Source organism: Sphingobacterium griseoflavum (assembly GCF_014653155.1).
GTDB classification, from domain to species: Bacteria; Bacteroidota; Bacteroidia; order Sphingobacteriales; family Sphingobacteriaceae; genus Sphingobacterium; species Sphingobacterium griseoflavum.
Map to the genome: position 1 here is coordinate 1 of NZ_BNAF01000018.1, position 16127 is coordinate 16127.

General features: G+C 44.1%; 14 protein-coding genes and 1 tRNA gene. 7 read left to right on the plus strand and 8 right to left on the minus strand.

What is annotated here, in order from left to right:
- Window positions 1-141: 141 nt before the first annotated feature.
- Window positions 142-223 (minus strand) — tRNA-Leu (locus tag IE165_RS17565).
- A gap of 246 nt (window positions 224-469) precedes the next feature.
- On the opposite strand from IE165_RS17565, the gene IE165_RS17570 reads away from it, so the two are divergent.
- Window positions 470-946, plus strand: a complete 477-nt coding sequence (locus IE165_RS17570; protein ID WP_189627963.1) for a hypothetical protein — start codon at window positions 470-472, stop codon at window positions 944-946.
- A gap of 79 nt (window positions 947-1025) precedes the next feature.
- On the opposite strand, the gene IE165_RS17575 is transcribed toward IE165_RS17570, so the two are convergent.
- Window positions 1026-1610, minus strand: coding sequence for an NUDIX hydrolase (locus tag IE165_RS17575; protein ID WP_229826634.1), 585 nt, complete (start codon window positions 1608-1610; stop codon window positions 1026-1028).
- 22 nt (window positions 1611-1632) lie between these two features.
- On the opposite strand from IE165_RS17575, the gene pyrE reads away from it, so the two are divergent.
- From pyrE to trxB, 4 genes are all read left to right on the plus strand, one after another.
- Window positions 1633-2277 (plus strand): orotate phosphoribosyltransferase, encoded by a 645-nt coding sequence (gene pyrE / locus IE165_RS17580; protein WP_189627965.1) that lies wholly within the window; start codon window positions 1633-1635, stop codon window positions 2275-2277.
- Window positions 2278-2295: 18 nt separating this feature from the next.
- Entirely contained in the window at window positions 2296-2694 is a 399-nt protein-coding gene (locus IE165_RS17585; RefSeq protein ID WP_189627966.1) for an SRPBCC family protein, read from the plus strand.
- Between the two features lie 222 nt (window positions 2695-2916).
- The gene (locus IE165_RS17590; protein ID WP_189627967.1) at window positions 2917-3864 is read left to right on the plus strand and encodes a 3'-5' exonuclease; all 948 of its coding nucleotides are present in this window, start codon (window positions 2917-2919) and stop codon (window positions 3862-3864) included.
- Between the two features lie 19 nt (window positions 3865-3883).
- A complete protein-coding gene (gene trxB, locus IE165_RS17595; protein ID WP_189627968.1) occupies window positions 3884-4846 on the plus strand; it encodes a thioredoxin-disulfide reductase in 963 nt (320 codons plus the stop codon).
- 58 nt (window positions 4847-4904) lie between these two features.
- Here trxB and IE165_RS17600 read toward each other — a convergent pair whose 3' ends face one another.
- A complete protein-coding gene (locus tag IE165_RS17600; protein ID WP_189627969.1) occupies window positions 4905-5693 on the minus strand; it encodes a Cof-type HAD-IIB family hydrolase in 789 nt (262 codons plus the stop codon).
- A gap of 145 nt (window positions 5694-5838) precedes the next feature.
- On the opposite strand from IE165_RS17600, the gene IE165_RS17605 reads away from it, so the two are divergent.
- Window positions 5839-7023 (plus strand): class I SAM-dependent methyltransferase, encoded by a 1185-nt coding sequence (locus IE165_RS17605; protein WP_189627970.1) that lies wholly within the window; start codon window positions 5839-5841, stop codon window positions 7021-7023.
- A gap of 75 nt (window positions 7024-7098) precedes the next feature.
- Here the strand turns inward: IE165_RS17605 and IE165_RS17610 are convergent, their stop codons facing one another.
- From IE165_RS17610 to IE165_RS17630, 5 genes are all read right to left on the minus strand, one after another.
- A complete protein-coding gene (locus tag IE165_RS17610) occupies window positions 7099-7458 on the minus strand; it encodes a DUF4180 domain-containing protein (RefSeq protein ID WP_189627971.1) in 360 nt (119 codons plus the stop codon).
- A gap of 20 nt (window positions 7459-7478) precedes the next feature.
- On the minus strand, window positions 7479-9557 hold the full coding sequence (locus tag IE165_RS17615) for a TonB-dependent receptor (RefSeq protein WP_189627972.1): 2079 nt from the start codon (window positions 9555-9557) through the stop codon (window positions 7479-7481).
- A gap of 88 nt (window positions 9558-9645) precedes the next feature.
- On the minus strand, window positions 9646-10935 hold the full coding sequence (locus tag IE165_RS17620) for a BamA/TamA family outer membrane protein (protein WP_189627973.1): 1290 nt from the start codon (window positions 10933-10935) through the stop codon (window positions 9646-9648).
- An 88-nt stretch (window positions 10936-11023) separates the two neighbouring features.
- The gene (locus IE165_RS17625) at window positions 11024-12994 is read right to left on the minus strand and encodes a transglutaminase family protein (RefSeq protein WP_189627974.1); all 1971 of its coding nucleotides are present in this window, start codon (window positions 12992-12994) and stop codon (window positions 11024-11026) included.
- A 58-nt stretch (window positions 12995-13052) separates the two neighbouring features.
- A complete protein-coding gene (locus IE165_RS17630) occupies window positions 13053-14828 on the minus strand; it encodes an ABC transporter ATP-binding protein (protein WP_189627975.1) in 1776 nt (591 codons plus the stop codon).
- A 164-nt stretch (window positions 14829-14992) separates the two neighbouring features.
- Between IE165_RS17630 and IE165_RS17635 the strand changes: the two genes are divergently transcribed.
- A complete protein-coding gene (locus IE165_RS17635) occupies window positions 14993-16066 on the plus strand; it encodes a Leu/Phe/Val dehydrogenase (RefSeq protein WP_189627976.1) in 1074 nt (357 codons plus the stop codon).
- The last annotated feature ends 61 nt before the right edge of the window (window positions 16067-16127 follow it).

Sequence of the window (16127 nt, forward strand, 5' to 3'; positions counted from 1 at the left end):
AAGATAGAAAATAGCGCGAGGTAAACAAGTAAAAAAAACCGTCCCATAATTACTTATGAGACGGCCTCTTTTTGTCTAATGCCGTCTACCTAGCACGCTTAAATCAAAAATCCTTCGATAACGGTGTATCGAAGGATTCTGTACCCAGCGCCGGAGTCGAACCGGCACATCCGAAGATATTGGTGTTTGAGACCAACGCGTCTACCAATTCCGCCAGCTGGGCATGCTGTTATCCTTGTTTGACGATGCAAATATAGAAGTTGTTTTATGTATTCCAAAATATATTTTCGATGTTTTTGTAAACGTGCTGATTTTTAAGTTCTTTATTTTCACTTCGCGCTACCCTAAAGAAACTACACCTTAGACTGGCCTTAACATTATTTAACGGGCGACTTATTAAACGTTCGCTGCGCAAGGCACTCTATCTCCTAAACAAGTAATTAATATCCGTTCATTAAAAAAGTATGATATGAAAAAGATTTTATCCTTAGTCATTCTGTTTGCAGGCATCGGTTTGACTACATTCGCTCAGGAGCAACCGACTGTGGATTCCAAAGCAAATCGCGAGCGTAAGCACCCGCGTCAAGAACGTCGCGTGGAGCATAGAAGTCCGGAAGAAGTCGCCAAGTTGAAGACGGATCGTCTTGACAAGCACTTAAATTTTACAGACGAACAGCGCGCGGCCGTTTTTGCGGTTCAGTTGGATCAGGCAAAGCGTCAGATAGCGTATCGCACAGAAATAAGTGCGCTGCAGAAAAAGTGGCGTCAAGAGGCGAAAGGAACGAAGCAGGAACTTGCGCAGATCCTTACTGCCGAACAGCAGAACGTGTTGAAGGAAAAATTTGCTGGAGAAAGGAAAGATAGGATGATGCGAAAGCCAGGTGGTTTTAAAGGGAGGAACAATACTAATGGCGAGGTGCAAAGAGATATCGATGTAGCAGGTTAATATCGAAAGTGATTTGTTTTTTATGTTTTAAGTTTTGATGGAAACGGCAGCCAGTTGGTTGCCGTTTTTTTCTATGCTCCTACAGTGCTTTTATAAGCTGTGCGATCAGCGGATAGGTATTTTCCTTTACAATTTCCAGATCGTCACGGCTTATCCAGCGGGCATCCGTTATATCTTCTTCCAACTGTGGGATTAGTTTAGGCGATTTATTGGCGCCCATATCATACCAGTTAGTTTGTTTGAGCACAAATTTGCCCCGCATGACATAAGTGTGGTAAGTCGTATGTAATTTCGCTCCGAGGTAGTTTATTTTGATGCCACATTCTTCTTCTACTTCCCGAACCGCGGCATCTCTCATTTTCTCGTTTTCTTCCACTTTCCCTTTCGGCAGGTCCCATTTTCCCAATCGATGTATGAACAAGTATTCACCCTCCCCGTTTTTGACAATGCCGCCGGCGGCTTTGATAATATTGTTTTTTTGCAGCAAACTTCTAAAAACCTTCTCAGCATCAGGGTGTACGTAAAGGTAGGTGGTCTCCTTGGTCGCCTTATTTTTCGACGCCTGGAAAAGTTTTTCCAGGTCAATATCTTGTAAACCAATTGTTTGAACAATAGTTAGTTTTTTAGGTACGAAATCAGCCAAAATTAGCTGAGATTCGTTCATATAAATTTTATAAATTTGTGCCATGAATAATTTAAATGAGGTTGAACAAAAAATTGCTGAATCCTTATTGCAAATTAAAGCAATAAAATTACAACCTAAAAACCCTTTTACATGGGCCTCAGGTTGGAAGTCTCCAATTTATTGCGATAATCGTATTACCTTATCCCACCCAGCTATCCGAACTTACATTCGCCAGAAGCTTTCCCAGCTTATACAGGAAGAATTTGGAACCGTGGAGATGATCTCCGGTGTGGCTACTGCAGGCATTCCGCAAGGGGTGTTGGTCGCTCAGGATTTAGGTCTGCCTTTTACCTATGTGCGCAGTAGTGCAAAAGCGCATGGCCGTCAAAATTTGATTGAAGGGGAAGTTGTGGGCGGGCAACGTGTCGTGGTTATCGAAGATCTGATATCCACTGGAAAAAGTAGCTTGCAAGCTGTTGAAGCCTTGCGTGAAGCAGGATGCAATGTGGTGGGGTTGGTTTCAATTTTCACATATGGCTTCGATGCTGCGGTGCATAACTTCGCAGAAGCCAAATGCCCATTCTTCAGTCTATGCGATTATGATGCCCTGATCAAGGTAGCCGTAACAAATAGCTACGTTCTGGAGTCGGATGTGGCACTCTTAGAGCAATGGAGACGTGATCCCTCTAGCTGGACCGGCGAATAATAATTAAAAGCACTACTTATGACTATCATTCAGAATCACATTAATATCGACAAACCCGTTGCAGAAGTTTATGTATTCTTAGCAGATTTGAACAACCACGAACAGCTGATGCCTGATAATATCTACAATTGGTCGTCTACAGCTGATGAAGCCAGTTTTACTATAAAAAATATGGCTAAGCTCGCGTTGAAAATAAGTCAGCGGGTAGAAAATAAGGAGTTGGTTTGTGTTCCTTCAACAGAAACACCGTTCGCGATGACGCTGCGCTGGAAGTTGGATGCCCTGTCGGATAATCAAACTAAGGCTACCTTCATGATTGAAGCAGAGCTGAATATGATGATGAAAATGATGGCATCGGGTCCGTTACAAAAATTGGTCGATCACCAAGTAGCTACCTTAAAAAGCACATTGGGCTAGCATAGCGCGCCCTTCGAATAATATAAAGCCGTAATCTGTTGGATTACGGCATTTTTTTTAGAAGTCGCCGTGCTTTATGGTTATTTGGGTCGACTTTCTTGCAAGCTGATCGGTCAGATATAGATCATTTGCGGTCATAGTGTCATTAATTTCGCGTAGATAAGGGAACACCAAAAGAGTTTTGTATTTTTGTTGTTTAAGTTTTTTATCAATCTTTATTGGATGGAATTACAACTAAAACGGCCGTTGGCCTTTTTCGATTTGGAAACAACGGGCGTCAATATTGCGGTGGATCGTATTGTCGAATTATGCATTTTGAAAGTATCGCCTGGGGGGGAGGAGGAAGTATTGACGATGCGGATAAATCCAGGTATGCCCATTCCGGCTGAGTCTTCTTTATTTCATGGAATTTACGATGAAGATGTAAAAGACCTTCCACCGTTTCGGCAACGCGCTGAAGAAGTGCGAGCCTTTTTAGGTGACGCCGACCTAGCAGGCTACAATTCGAACAAGTTTGACGTGCCAATGCTTATGGAGGAATTCCTGCGGGCTGGGGTTGATTTTTCACTACAGGGACGTGCCTTTGTTGATGTGCAGAATATCTTTCATCAAATGGAACAACGTACGCTGAAGGCGGCTTATAAGTTTTATTGTGACACCAATCTCGATAACGCGCACACCGCGGAGGCGGATGTCCGCGCCACTTATGAGGTCTTGAAAGCACAACTTTCAAGATATGAGGGGGCAACCTACGAGGACAAACATGGGAATTTATCAAGACCAGTAGTAAACGATGTTCCCGCATTACATAAGTTTACCAACCTGACCAATCCGGTGGACTTCGCCGGTCGTTTGGTATATGATGAGGATGGTGATCCATGCATAAATTTCGGCAAACATAAGGGCAAAAAGGTCACGCAGGTTTTCGAGTCGGAACCAAGTTACTATGCTTGGATGCAAAATGGAGACTTCCCTTTGTATACAAAAAAGGTTTTGGAAGGTCTATGGAATACTTTTCGCAACAACCGCAAAGAGCAGCGTGATGCTGCAGCTACGACGACAGATAGAAAAAAGGACACACCTAAGCCACAGCAGGCAAAGCCTGCACAACCTGCAAAACCCATAACATCGGATATGTTAAAGCAACTGCAGGGAAAATTTGGTAAGTAAAATAACATAGATAATAAACATGACAAATACAGCAGAAATAGAACACATGAAGTGTTTGATTATAGGCTCTGGTCCGGCAGGATACACGGCGGCAATATACGCTGCTCGTGCTGATTTAAAGCCAGTGGTCTATACGGGTATCGTTCCCGGCGGACAATTGACGCAAACGACGGAGGTCGACAACTTCCCGGGCTATCCGCAGGGTATAACTGGGCCCGTGATGATGGAAGATTTGAAAGCACAGGCAGAAAGGTTTGGGACAGATGTACGCTTTGGTTATGCGACGAAGGTGGAGCTCGCCGCAGAAGGCGGAATTCACAAAGTACAAATCGATGGGCATACCTGGTTGACCGCAGATACGGTGATTATCGCCACAGGAGCAACTGCGAAGTGGTTGGGACTTCCTTCCGAAGAAAAGTATAATGGCTTTGGCGTTTCGGCATGCGCCGTTTGCGATGGATTCTTTTTTAAAGGTCAAGATGTGGCCATTGTAGGCGCGGGGGACACGGCTGCCGAGGAAGCGACATATCTTGCTAAATTATGCCGTAAAGTGTATATGTTAGTCCGTCGCGACGAGTTTCGAGCATCTAAAGCCATGGTACACCGCGTCAACAACATGGCAAATATCGAGGTGCTCTATAATACGGAAACCGAGGAGATTCTTGGAAATGAGCAAGGGGTAAACGGCGTGCGTGTGATAAATAACGAAACAAACGAAAAACGTATTTTGGATGTTACAGGATTTTTTGTGGCCATAGGACACAAACCTAATACGGAACTGTTTCAAGGTGTATTGCAGATGGATGAGACGGGATACCTCATTACAAAAGCCGATAGTACAGCAACCAATATTCCTGGGGTTTTTGCCTGTGGTGATGTGCAAGATCATGTTTACCGCCAAGCGATCACTGCAGCAGGAACAGGCTGTATGGCCGCATTGGAAGCAGAGCGCTACCTCGCTGCGAAGGAAAGTGGAGAATAATATAGACCGCTGACTTCAAAACAAGTGCGCCTTCAGATTCCTGAGGGCGCACTTGTTTTTACAATACTTGAAAATGTTTTAATGCGTGCCAAATACCATCCTCATCTACATCTGTAGTAACGTAATCTGCAATGGTTTTGACTTCCGGATTAGCATTGCCCATGGCAACACCTATTGCCACATGCTTGAGCATGGTGATGTCATTCCCACCATCTCCAAAAGCCATAGTTTCCGAGATATCGATGCCGAAATGTTTACAAAAAATATCAATCCCTACCTGTTTACTTAAACCGTGCGGATTAACGTCGGCAAATAGCGGCGTCCATCGGGAGGCGACCGAATTGGGCATAACAGTCTCCATGAACGCTTGTTCATCTTCGGGGCCTAAAAATATATTGGTCTGTAATACGCTATGCACATCTACTTGTTCTAAATCTACCAAAGGCGGGATCGGTAAGTTTAAATGCGCATACATACCTGCAATTTCCGGTGTCACGTCATAAATGCTTATTTCCTGCTCAGACATAAAGGAGAAGCTTAGCGGATTCTGCTTTGCATAGGCCAATACAGCCTTTACATCACCAGGATGCAAAGTTTGTTTGAATAATACCTCGCCATCTATCGTTATGCAGTAACCCCCATTAAATGTAATAAAACCATCAAAGTCGAGATACTTGAGATGGTCAATGCTATTGATGGATCGGCCTGTAGAAACGATGACTTTTATTCCCTTAGCTTGAAGTTGCTTTATCGCTTCTTTGGTAGACTCTGGAACTTCATGTGTTGTGAAGCTCAATAAGGTACCGTCAATATCAAAAAATACGGCTTTGATTGTGTGATGCTGCATACACAAATCTAACTAAATAGACCCGACTAGACAACCGCAAAGCTGTTGAGGAATGTAAAATTCGTGTGCCTGAAGGGATTGTGAAATGCTTACGCCAAGACTTTCTTGACAAATACGTATATTTGCTCCCCAATTTATTTGTGCAATGGATATACAGCTCGCTTTTATTGAAACTCTTCAGCAGACCATCAATGCAGGGGAGTTTATCAAGATTTCTTTTGGAGACTATAAGGGTGAAGATGCGACATTGAGAAATGTATACGTCAAACCCGCTTTGATTAAACGTGTGCTGATGCTGTCTTTCACTTATCGCTATCAGACACGCGATATCACCAAGAATTTCAATACTGATGAAGGCATTGCCCATATGCACAAGCTATTAGCGGAAAATCGTTTTCGCGCAGCCACTCTCTTTACGTCTAACGCCAATGTGCGCTGTCAGTACGGGAAGCGCGGGCGGTGGTTGATCAGCCGGGAAAAACCTACTGCTGCAAAGGTGCCGTCTTTAACACATGATATCGCCAAGGAACGAAAATTACAGCACGGAAGTAAGAGGTACTTGCAAGAGCTTCGTCTTACAGATGAGCAGGGCAAGGTATACAAGAACGCCCAAGACAAGTGGAAGCAAATCAACCATTACATCGAAATATTAAGTAATATGCTGCAGAATTTGCCTGCCACAGCAACATTGCAGGTCGTTGATATGGGCGCTGGAAAAGGTTACCTAACTTTTGCACTATACGACTATTTGAAGAACATACTAAAGCGCGACGTTACGGTTACCGGGGTAGAGTATCGTAAAGATTTGGTCGACTTTTGCAATCAGGTTGCAAAGCGAGCGGATTTTAACGATTTGTCTTTCGTGGAAGGAAGTATTGAATCATATGAACCTACGCATGCATTAAATGTGTTGATTGCCTTGCATGCCTGTGATACGGCTACAGATGATGCCATCGCAAAGGGTATAAAGAACGATGCCGACCTGATTGTGGTAGCGCCATGTTGCCACAAGCAGATTAGACGCGAGATGGAAAAATCAAAGTCGAAAAATGAGCTCGATTTTATGCTGAAACATGGTATATTCCTTGAAAGACAAGCAGAAATGTTGACCGATGGACTGCGGGCGTTGATTATGGAATATTATGGATATCAAACCAAGGTGTTTCAATTTGTGTCCGATGCGCACACTCCCAAGAATGTATTGGTGGTAGGTGTTAAAAAGGGTGTGGATGCTGCGCGTAAGGCGGAAATAAAGGCAACGATCGAAACTAGTAAATCCTATTTCGGGATAGCTTACCATCAGCTGGAGCGCTTGCTAGAGCTAGGTTAAGGGAGCGTTTCTTTGGCGATTGACGGAGAACGTTGATTACACAAGAGGAATATCCAACATTACCACCCGCGTGGGTCATTCACTCAGTTTGTCCATGGCTTCTTTATCGTTGTTGGCAAAGAAAATCAGGCTTCCAGCGTTGCTCTCACGGATAAATTCTAGAAGACTCTTGGAATCTATCTGAGACCAGTCGCCTACGATGGCCAAGCGTATACGATAGTTACTGAACTTCTGCAGCACTTCACCCGCCAGCTTGGTCTTGAGATCAAAAAAATCCAGTATCAGATCGGACTGCTGCAATACCAGTGCATCGTAGCCCAAGTAATACAGATTCCCGATTAAATCAGTGGCCGATTCCACATCCCGGATAACGGGAAGATCATTCGTTAACGTTGCAATATTTTTTCCGTTTACTTGATGTTCAATAATTTCCATAGGGTGAAGCGATAGGGTTTTTAAAAATTAAGTTTTATTCCAGTATAGTAATTTCGTGGCGGAGCAGGATTAAAAAAACGGTTGCCAAAAGCATTGATGTCATTGCCTAGACTGTACTGTTCACCTAGCAAATTATCTACACCAAGGAAAAGCTGCACGGAAAGTTGCTTCCGAACGGGGAGTCGAATGCCCGATTTCACTTGCACCAGATTGTACTTATTGGCAAATGCGGTATTGGCATCGTTCAATGGCATTCTAGCTACGTAATGGTGGAAGATATTTAGAAATACGTCTTGGGGAAATTGTACATTCAGGGTGTTGGCTACTGTCCATTTGGGAACGGCTGTCATATCATTGCCCGAAAAATCAGCCTCCCCACTTGTGTACTGTCCGAAAGTATAAAAACTGCGTGTGAGTGCTCCTTGATAACTAAGGCTGCGAAGAAAGTTCGTGGAATTAATGGGGATAATGTATGTTAGTAAACTAACTTCAATACCTTTTTGGTTCATCTCTCCGGCGTTGACATAATATTCCGCTCCATTTTCCCGCAGCTGCCGGACAATACCGTTCTTCATCCGGTAAATATATCTTGATAGATCAGCAACAAAACGCCTATTGCTACTTTCCCAACGGAATCCTATTTCATAGTTTGTGCCGGTCTCGGCATCAAGATCAAGGTTTATGCTGTTGTCCGACGACCTGACTTCAGCTAACGTAGGCGCCGAATAGCCCTTTGATATCGATCCGCGGAAAGCTATTTGATTCTGTATCCGGTAGGACATGGCGACTCGTGGCATCCAAATGTTGCCAAAATCGATCCTGCCAATGTTGTTCTCAATTGCAGGATACAGACGGGTAACGTCTATTGTAGCGCGGTTAAGGCCGAGCGATGTCTCAATTGTTAGCTCGCGCAAAATCGTGGCGGAAGCGCGGTAGAAAACACTCGTTTGTAGATTGGCTAAATCGTCTCTATATTGGACGTCCGCTGCTTGGCCGCCTATGTTATCGAAATTATTGATTTTATTCCATCCTTTTTGTCCCTCGAAGCCCAGTTGCATCTGCCAAGCAAAAACATCATTTTGATTTTCAATAAAAGAGATGAATGTTCTAAGTCCCAAATTTTTTTCGGATCGGATTTCATAATTAGTGATAAAAGGATTTTGCAGATCCGTATTAGAGCCGAATATGCTGATGGAATGAGCGAGTTGCTTGTTTAATTTTGCGCGATGGGCGATTCCGCCATAAAAAGTTTTATTGTAAATGCCAGCCTGCTGTTCTGCTGCTCCGGGATTTGGTCCTGCTGCTGGTCGAGCCTGCTGTGGGTTTTTCAGCATCTGCTCTTCAGTTAATCCACCGGGTGTTTGATAGCCTAGATCCGCATACAACAGCAATACCTGCACGCTGTTGTTGGGATTATAATCCCACTGATGCGCGGTCTGGAAAGTCTTTTTATCGAGTGCCGTATGGTCTCGATAGCCATCGGATCGAGTAAACGATTGATCGAAGGAAAACGAATAGTTATCCGTTACCTGTTGCTGTAAAGAAAGCTGTTCTTGAAACAGACCAAAGGATCCGCCGGATAGCAAGAGCTCCCGATGCGTATCGGTATGGCCAAAACCTTTGGGCTCTACGCGTATGACCCCTCCCGAATTTGCTCCGTACAGGGATCCATCAGGACCTTTTAAGACATGCACCGATGCCACGGCCGCCGGATCAATTAAATTCAGGTAGGTATTGCCGCCTGCGTCGGTTAGCGGAAATTCGCCTATGTAAATTTTTGTATTCCTGATACCAAAGGGCGAGCGTATTAAGCTACCACGCATAGCGAGTCGATAGCTGCCTGGCGAACGTTCTTCCATCCGAAGGCCAGCGATCATATTAATTGAGGGGAGTAGCGTTGTCGTTTGCTGGTTTTGCAATTCGGACCCGCCGAGGGTGTGACCCGCCGTTGTAAGACCTAAAAGAGGTTGCTCCCGAAAATAGGCTTGGATGGTGACAGGTTTCAGTGTTGTGGTATCCTGTATTTCCTGACTGTACAACCTCCATGGCGAGCTGATAATTATGTAGAATAGTGTTGATATAAAGGCGTAATTGTGCATCTTCTTTAATTTGGATGGATCAAGGATTGTATGGTTGCAGCTATTTTTTTTAGTTCTTATTAGCAGATTTGCGATTTTCCGATCACGTTTAAAAAGCTTCGTTTAGCCCTAGAAATAAACCGCGCTGCCCAAATCTACCGACTGCATAGTCGATACATAGGTTGGTGCGGGTTGCTTTGTTGAACAACAAGCGTAAACCCGTGCCGGCGGCTGGTTGCCATTTTTCGAATAAAGTGGTGCCTAGCCTATCATCTGCGGTCTGCATATTAGCGAAAACTACACCGCTTAAAAACTGATTGCGTAGTAGCGGGAAACGGTATTCTACTTCAGAGTAAAAAAACGAATTGCCTTTAAAATAGCCGGCTGTGTATCCGCGACCGAGCCGTGCGTAGGTATCGCGGCCAGTTCCGGGAAGATCAAGATAACCTAAACGACCTGCCACATTGTAAGAACCCCAATGCCAAAAAGCCAATACATGGTTTGGGCGATCGGTCGAGAGCGGCCAGTATTTACGAAAATCGGTTTGCAATTGATACGATGCCTGTTCACTACCCATCCAAGTTTGGCTCATACGGAGCACAATATCCGCATAAATTCCTTTGTAGGCGCTATTGGGATTATCGCGGGTCATATATTGCCAGTTAAATTGGAGTCCGTTGTTGTTGTATCGTGACGGATTATAAGCAGTTAACGTGCTGTACACGTTTAACGGCGTTGTATCAAAGTCTCCTATAGTATGGATATTACGCTTTAATTCTACAAATACGCCAGCGCCGATAAACATGCCGGGAGACAGTTGTTTGTAGAGCCGCTCATTAAATCCATAAACCGTGTATTGGTTGACGTACCTATTGCGAGCCGGATTATTCAGCACTTCCTCCTCCGGGATGTCCGTGGGAATATTATGTCCCATGCCCATACCGTAATCGAGCGCAACCATTCTCGCAATCACTATGCCCCCTTTTATGTTCCATTTATTACGGCTCGTATACGTGTCATGGGCAAGATAGCCTACCATAATGCCACGAGTGGTGTAGCTTAGCGCGGTCGCAAAAGTCGACATAGCTGTATTTTCTCGCTCTCCGAGATACAGGCCACCAACAATCTTAGCCCCCATCTGAAAACCTATACTCGGATTGTAGTTGATATTGGGAAGAATGGAAATCCCCGAAGGTTTACGTTGAACTTTCTTAGATGTATCTCGCCGGACGAAGCGTGCAATGTCCTTGAAAGCGTCACTGATGTCATACAAATGATCGAGGGTGATTGCAACGGTATCTTTAGCCTGATTGGTTATGGTATCCTTTAGAATAATGTTTTGGGCAGAAGCGGAATGTAAAACGATCAAGGACAACAGGACAATGAAATAACTTCGCATGAATGTGAATTTGTTTGCATCACCATAAAGCATGGTGCAATACGCTTGTTCGCGAATATAGCATTTTAATCGTTCTTTGTCCAAGAAGCTATGGTAATTTCTTCAGTTCAAATTCCAGCTGCTGCTGTTGGATGATTCTAGAATAGAACTCTTTAAGATGGAAATACTCGTCCACAGAGTAAATCGGCTTGTTCAGCGAAACTATCTGTTTAAAGATCAAGTGTCTATTGTCAAGGGTGGTTTGATAGCTATACCGGGCAGCATCTTCAGGTAGCTTCATGTTCATGTTCTTGGGTAGCGACTTCACATCGTAGGAGGCGGGCAACTCAAGGTTCACATGATGTGTCACATGGCGCTTGGCGCCTAGATCGACTTGATAGAGCCGTTCGTTTAAATTAAACGGATTTTTCGTTATTCGGTTCAAGAATATAGGGTTGAATCTTAGTATCCCATCTTGGAGGAAGTCGCTAAGAGTGAGCTTGATATCAAATTGCTCTATCAGAAATTCATCGATATCGTGTACATGAGATAGGGACCCATTTTGCAGACCCATGTTAGACATGGTTAATGCTAACTCTTCCAAGTATTCTTCTTCCGTGTTGAAAGAGCTAATTTCATGTCGCTTGCGCAGTGCATCGAGACCTTTATAGCTTATACTCAATTTGCCAACGATATTTTCTGTGCTATCGATCGTACCTAATAGGGTAAAAGTGGTTAAGGCAGGTTGTTCGTTAACCAACGGGATCCATTCTGACGATTTTTTTGAATAAATGATGCGCCCCCTTTCATTCACACAACGCAAGGGGAGCTCGCCGAAGGCCGTGAAGGGGTCTGTTGCATCTAGCAAGACGGTCTTGTTGCCGATTTCGGCTCCGCCGACCACGTAGTTGAAGTCCGATATGACAGGATGTAGATTGTTTGGAATCCCATTTTGTCGGGTGGAAACGAGAACGGGATAGGCCGGTATACCCGCTGCATTCAAGGCCGTGATCAGCGCGAGATTTATATCTCCTGTATTACCTCGATGTTGTGCTAAACTTTCCCGGACGCCAAACTGCGCATATTTCCCGTAAACATCGTTCCATTTGATGTTTTTCTGTATGTAGCTGTAGATAGCCCGTGCTTTCTCCTCTACATTAATTTTGTCTTTTAGGATGGACGGCAGAACGTCGGCAAATACATCTTCTTTTTTAAGTTGTCCACCAAAAGATTTTTCGTTCAACAGCTCCCGATCAACGTCTCGCCATTCTTTGGTTACCCGCACTTTGGAGCCGTTGGTGAGGTAGTATTGCTCCAATTCAAAACTGATAGCCGATTTGTAATTTTTTGCCGCAAGCATAAAATCCTCTTCTTCAAAAGCGGGTATATCTGCCATGGTGTAGGTTATTTTTGAGCAGTCGTTGCGCACACCATTTAGCAGGAAATATTCGCGAAGTAATTCGCTTTTCGTATCCTTTAATGGGTATGGTCCACGTAGAGTTACCTGATATTGGTAGGTAGCAGGCATAATGGCGGTATATGCGCTATAAAGCTTCGGGATATCCTGTTGAAATTGCCAAGAACGGAAATTGAGAATATCGGGGGAAAGGATGCGGTATTGGATGTCTATGATCGATCCTTCTTCCACCTGCGGCAGGGTAAAACGTGCGGTATGTCGGTAAGGTGATACCTTATCTAGGAAAATTGCTTTGCTTTGCATCTCTGTTTCGGTGATGCGATTGTCTTTGATATTGTAGGTTTTCCCTTTAATTTCCACCGCTTTTTCCAATGTATTCCCAAAAGCATATAATGGGATTTCGAAGTTGGCTTGGTCTACACCTTCTTTCTTTAATATTTTGATACGTGCTTTATAATCATGTACAACCAGTAATGCATGCTCGGATTCGACAATTTCTAGTTGTGTTTTGCCCACTTCTGCAATAACTAGGGCTGTTTTGTCATGCCCGATATCGGGTGTAGGGGCCATGAAATAAGGTAAGTTGACGGGCGGGAAATCCGATGCTTGTCCAAGCACCTTGCTCGAAACGAAGATAAAAATAGTGGCTAATAAAAGGCGCATAACAGGGGCTAATTGTCCTGCAATATACCTATTATGTAGAATTATTCAAGAAAAAAAATCATTCGGCTTCCAATAACTGCTTCTCGTGGAGGTCGAAGTATTCACCCCCTGCGGACATCAAATCGTGATGCGTGCCTTGTTCCACGATTTTGCCCTGATCCAATACCAAGATGTGGTCTGCATTTTTTATGGTCGATATACGATGTGCAATGAAAATAGTCGTTTTATCCTTCATAATCCGTCCCAGATTATGCAGGATTTCCTCTTCCGTTTTGGTGTCTACAGCTGATAGACAGTCGTCGAAGATTAATATCTGAGGGTCTTTTATAAGCGCCCTCGCTATGGATACCCGTTGCTTCTGTCCACCGGACAACGTGATTCCGCGCTCTCCGATTGCGGTTTGGAAACCATCATCGAAGCCCATGATATTTTCATAGACAGCAGCATCCCTCGCCGCCTGCTCTGCTTTATCCAATTCCAAAACATCTTTTCCAAAGGCAATGTTATTTGCGATGGTGTCCGAAAACAGAAATACCTGTTGAGGGACAAACCCGATTTGGGCGCGGAGGCTTTCCGTTTTGAACTCTTCAATAGCTGTACCATCATATTGGATACTGCCGCTATCAGCTTCGTACATCCGTAATAGCAGGTTGGCCAAAGTGGATTTGCCAGAACCCGTTTTACCAATAATGGCCAGTGTTTTCCCTTGCGGGATATGGAATGAAAGGTTGTCAATAGCCTTGATGCCAGTTTCAGGATAGGTGAAACTGAGGTTTTCTACTGTGATGGTCCCTTTCAAAGAGGCCGTAACAGCACCGTCGGCTATTTCAGATTTCGTTTTTAAAAATTCATTGATTCGCTTTTGCGATGCCGCCGCTCGTTGAAAAAGTGAGGTGACCCAAGCTAGCGACATAGCCGGAAACGTTAGCTGATTAACATATAGAATGAATTCAGCAATATTACCGGCGGTGATGGTGCCGTTGTTCACCTCTATCCCGCCCACGTAAACGGTAATGATCGTACTAAACCCGATAAGGAAAATGATCAATGGGAAAAAAATTGCCTGCACCCTAACTAAATCGAGGGATACTTTGTTGTAGACATTGCTTTCCTGCGCAAATACATCCATTTTCTGTTGCTCGCGTGTGTAGGTCTTTACGACCCGGATGCCAGAAAATGTCTCTTGTACGAAAGATGATAAGGTAGACAACTGTCGCTGGATGCGCTCGCTTCGTTGGTTAATAATTTTGTTGACATAGAGGATCACGACCGACAGAACAGGGATAGGCAAGAGCGAATAGGTAGCCAGCCTAGGGTTCACATCATACATCGCATAGATCACCATAATTGATAATACCAGCGTATTGATGGCATACATAATGGCGGGACCAAGATAGTTGCGCACCTGATTGACATCTTCTGTCGCGCGATTCATCATATCCCCCGTATTGTTTCGTCTAAAAAATGCAAAATCCAATTGCTGGTAGTGCTGGTAGATCTCGTTTTTCAAATCGTACTCGATATGCCTAGACGTAAGGATAATGGTTTGCCGCATGAAGAACAAAAATATTCCACGTAGCAAAGCTAAAACCAATACAACAAAACCGAAAAACAGAAGGCTGCTTCCGAACACTTGGTAAACCAAAGCCTGCCTATCGAAACCATCATACAAGCGGAAAAGATCAATATTTTCTTTGACCAAATCGAAGGCTTCGCGAATTACCTTCGCTGGCAGTATACCAAAATAATTGGAAATGATAACGAATAATACCCCAGGAATCAGTTTCCAGCGGTATTTGTAAAAGTATTTATTAAGATATGCCAGCTCTTTCATCAAAGGCAAATGTAAGGCTAAAATTTTAATTTTGACTGTGGAAAGAAGTTCGCTTCTGTCAGTCTTTTGCAATTGTGTAAATAATCGGTGTGATCGAAATAGGGTGCCGGAAATTATTCCTATTTTTGCGGGAGTTATTCTTCAGGAGACGCATTATTTAAGGTATGGAAACAAACAATTCCTCTGTATTTGAAAAGATGGCCATTTCGGATCATCAAAATTTGTTCTTTTGCCACGATAAAGCGGTGGGTTTGCAGGCAATCATAGCGATCCACGATACCACGCTTGGACCAGCAATCGGGGGCGTACGTATGCTTCCTTATGAATCGCTGCCTGATGCGGTTGACGATGCCCTCCGACTTTCGGAGGCGATCACGTATAAGGCTTCGTTGGCCGGGTTAAATTTAGGAGGCGGTAGTGCGATCATCATCGGTAACAACCGTACCGACAAAAGCGAGATGTTGATGCGGCGTTTTGGACAGTTTGTCGAGGGGCTGAATGGAAATTTTGTGGCGTCCACCGACATTGGTACAACGCAAAAAGATTTAGAATATATGCTGTCAGAAACAGGATATGTAGCCGGTTTACCAGCTTCGCTGAATGGAGGAGGCGATACAACGGTTTTTGCTGCACGAGGTGTCTTCTATGGCATCAAGGCGGCCATAAAAGAGCTGTACGGTGACGATAGTCTAGCTGGCCGTAAAGTCGCGGTGCAGGGCGTTGGTAGTATTGGCGAACAGTTAGTAGGCATGTTGCGTGCCGAAAATGCGCGGGTGTATGTATCCGATATGACGGAAGAACGCAAAATGAAAATCGCTGCCAAATACAAGGCAGAACCCATTACGTATGCGACGAGCTTTGAGCTGGATGCAGACGTTTACGCACCCTGCGCCTTGGGTGGCACGGTGAACCCTGAAACAGTGCCGCGCATGCGTTGCAAGATCATAGCGGGCTCTGCGAATAACCAGCTCAAGGATGAAGAGCTGACCAATAAACTGCTGAAAGAGCATCAGATTTTATATACGCCTGACTTTCTAATTAATTCTGGAGCATTGATCAGCTGCTATTCGGAATTAGAGGGCTATGGAAACGATCGGACTGAGGCATTGGTGAAAAATATATACAACGCTACCCGACACGTTATCCAAAAATCCCGGGAAGATCAAATTACGACCTTTGATGCTGCCAAACAATTGGCGGAAAAGCGTATCTTTGATGTCAAAAAAATAAAGAGATAGAAAATTGCTCGCCTAGACTTTCTGGCAGCACATACAAGTATAATACGTTCTTATTTATATA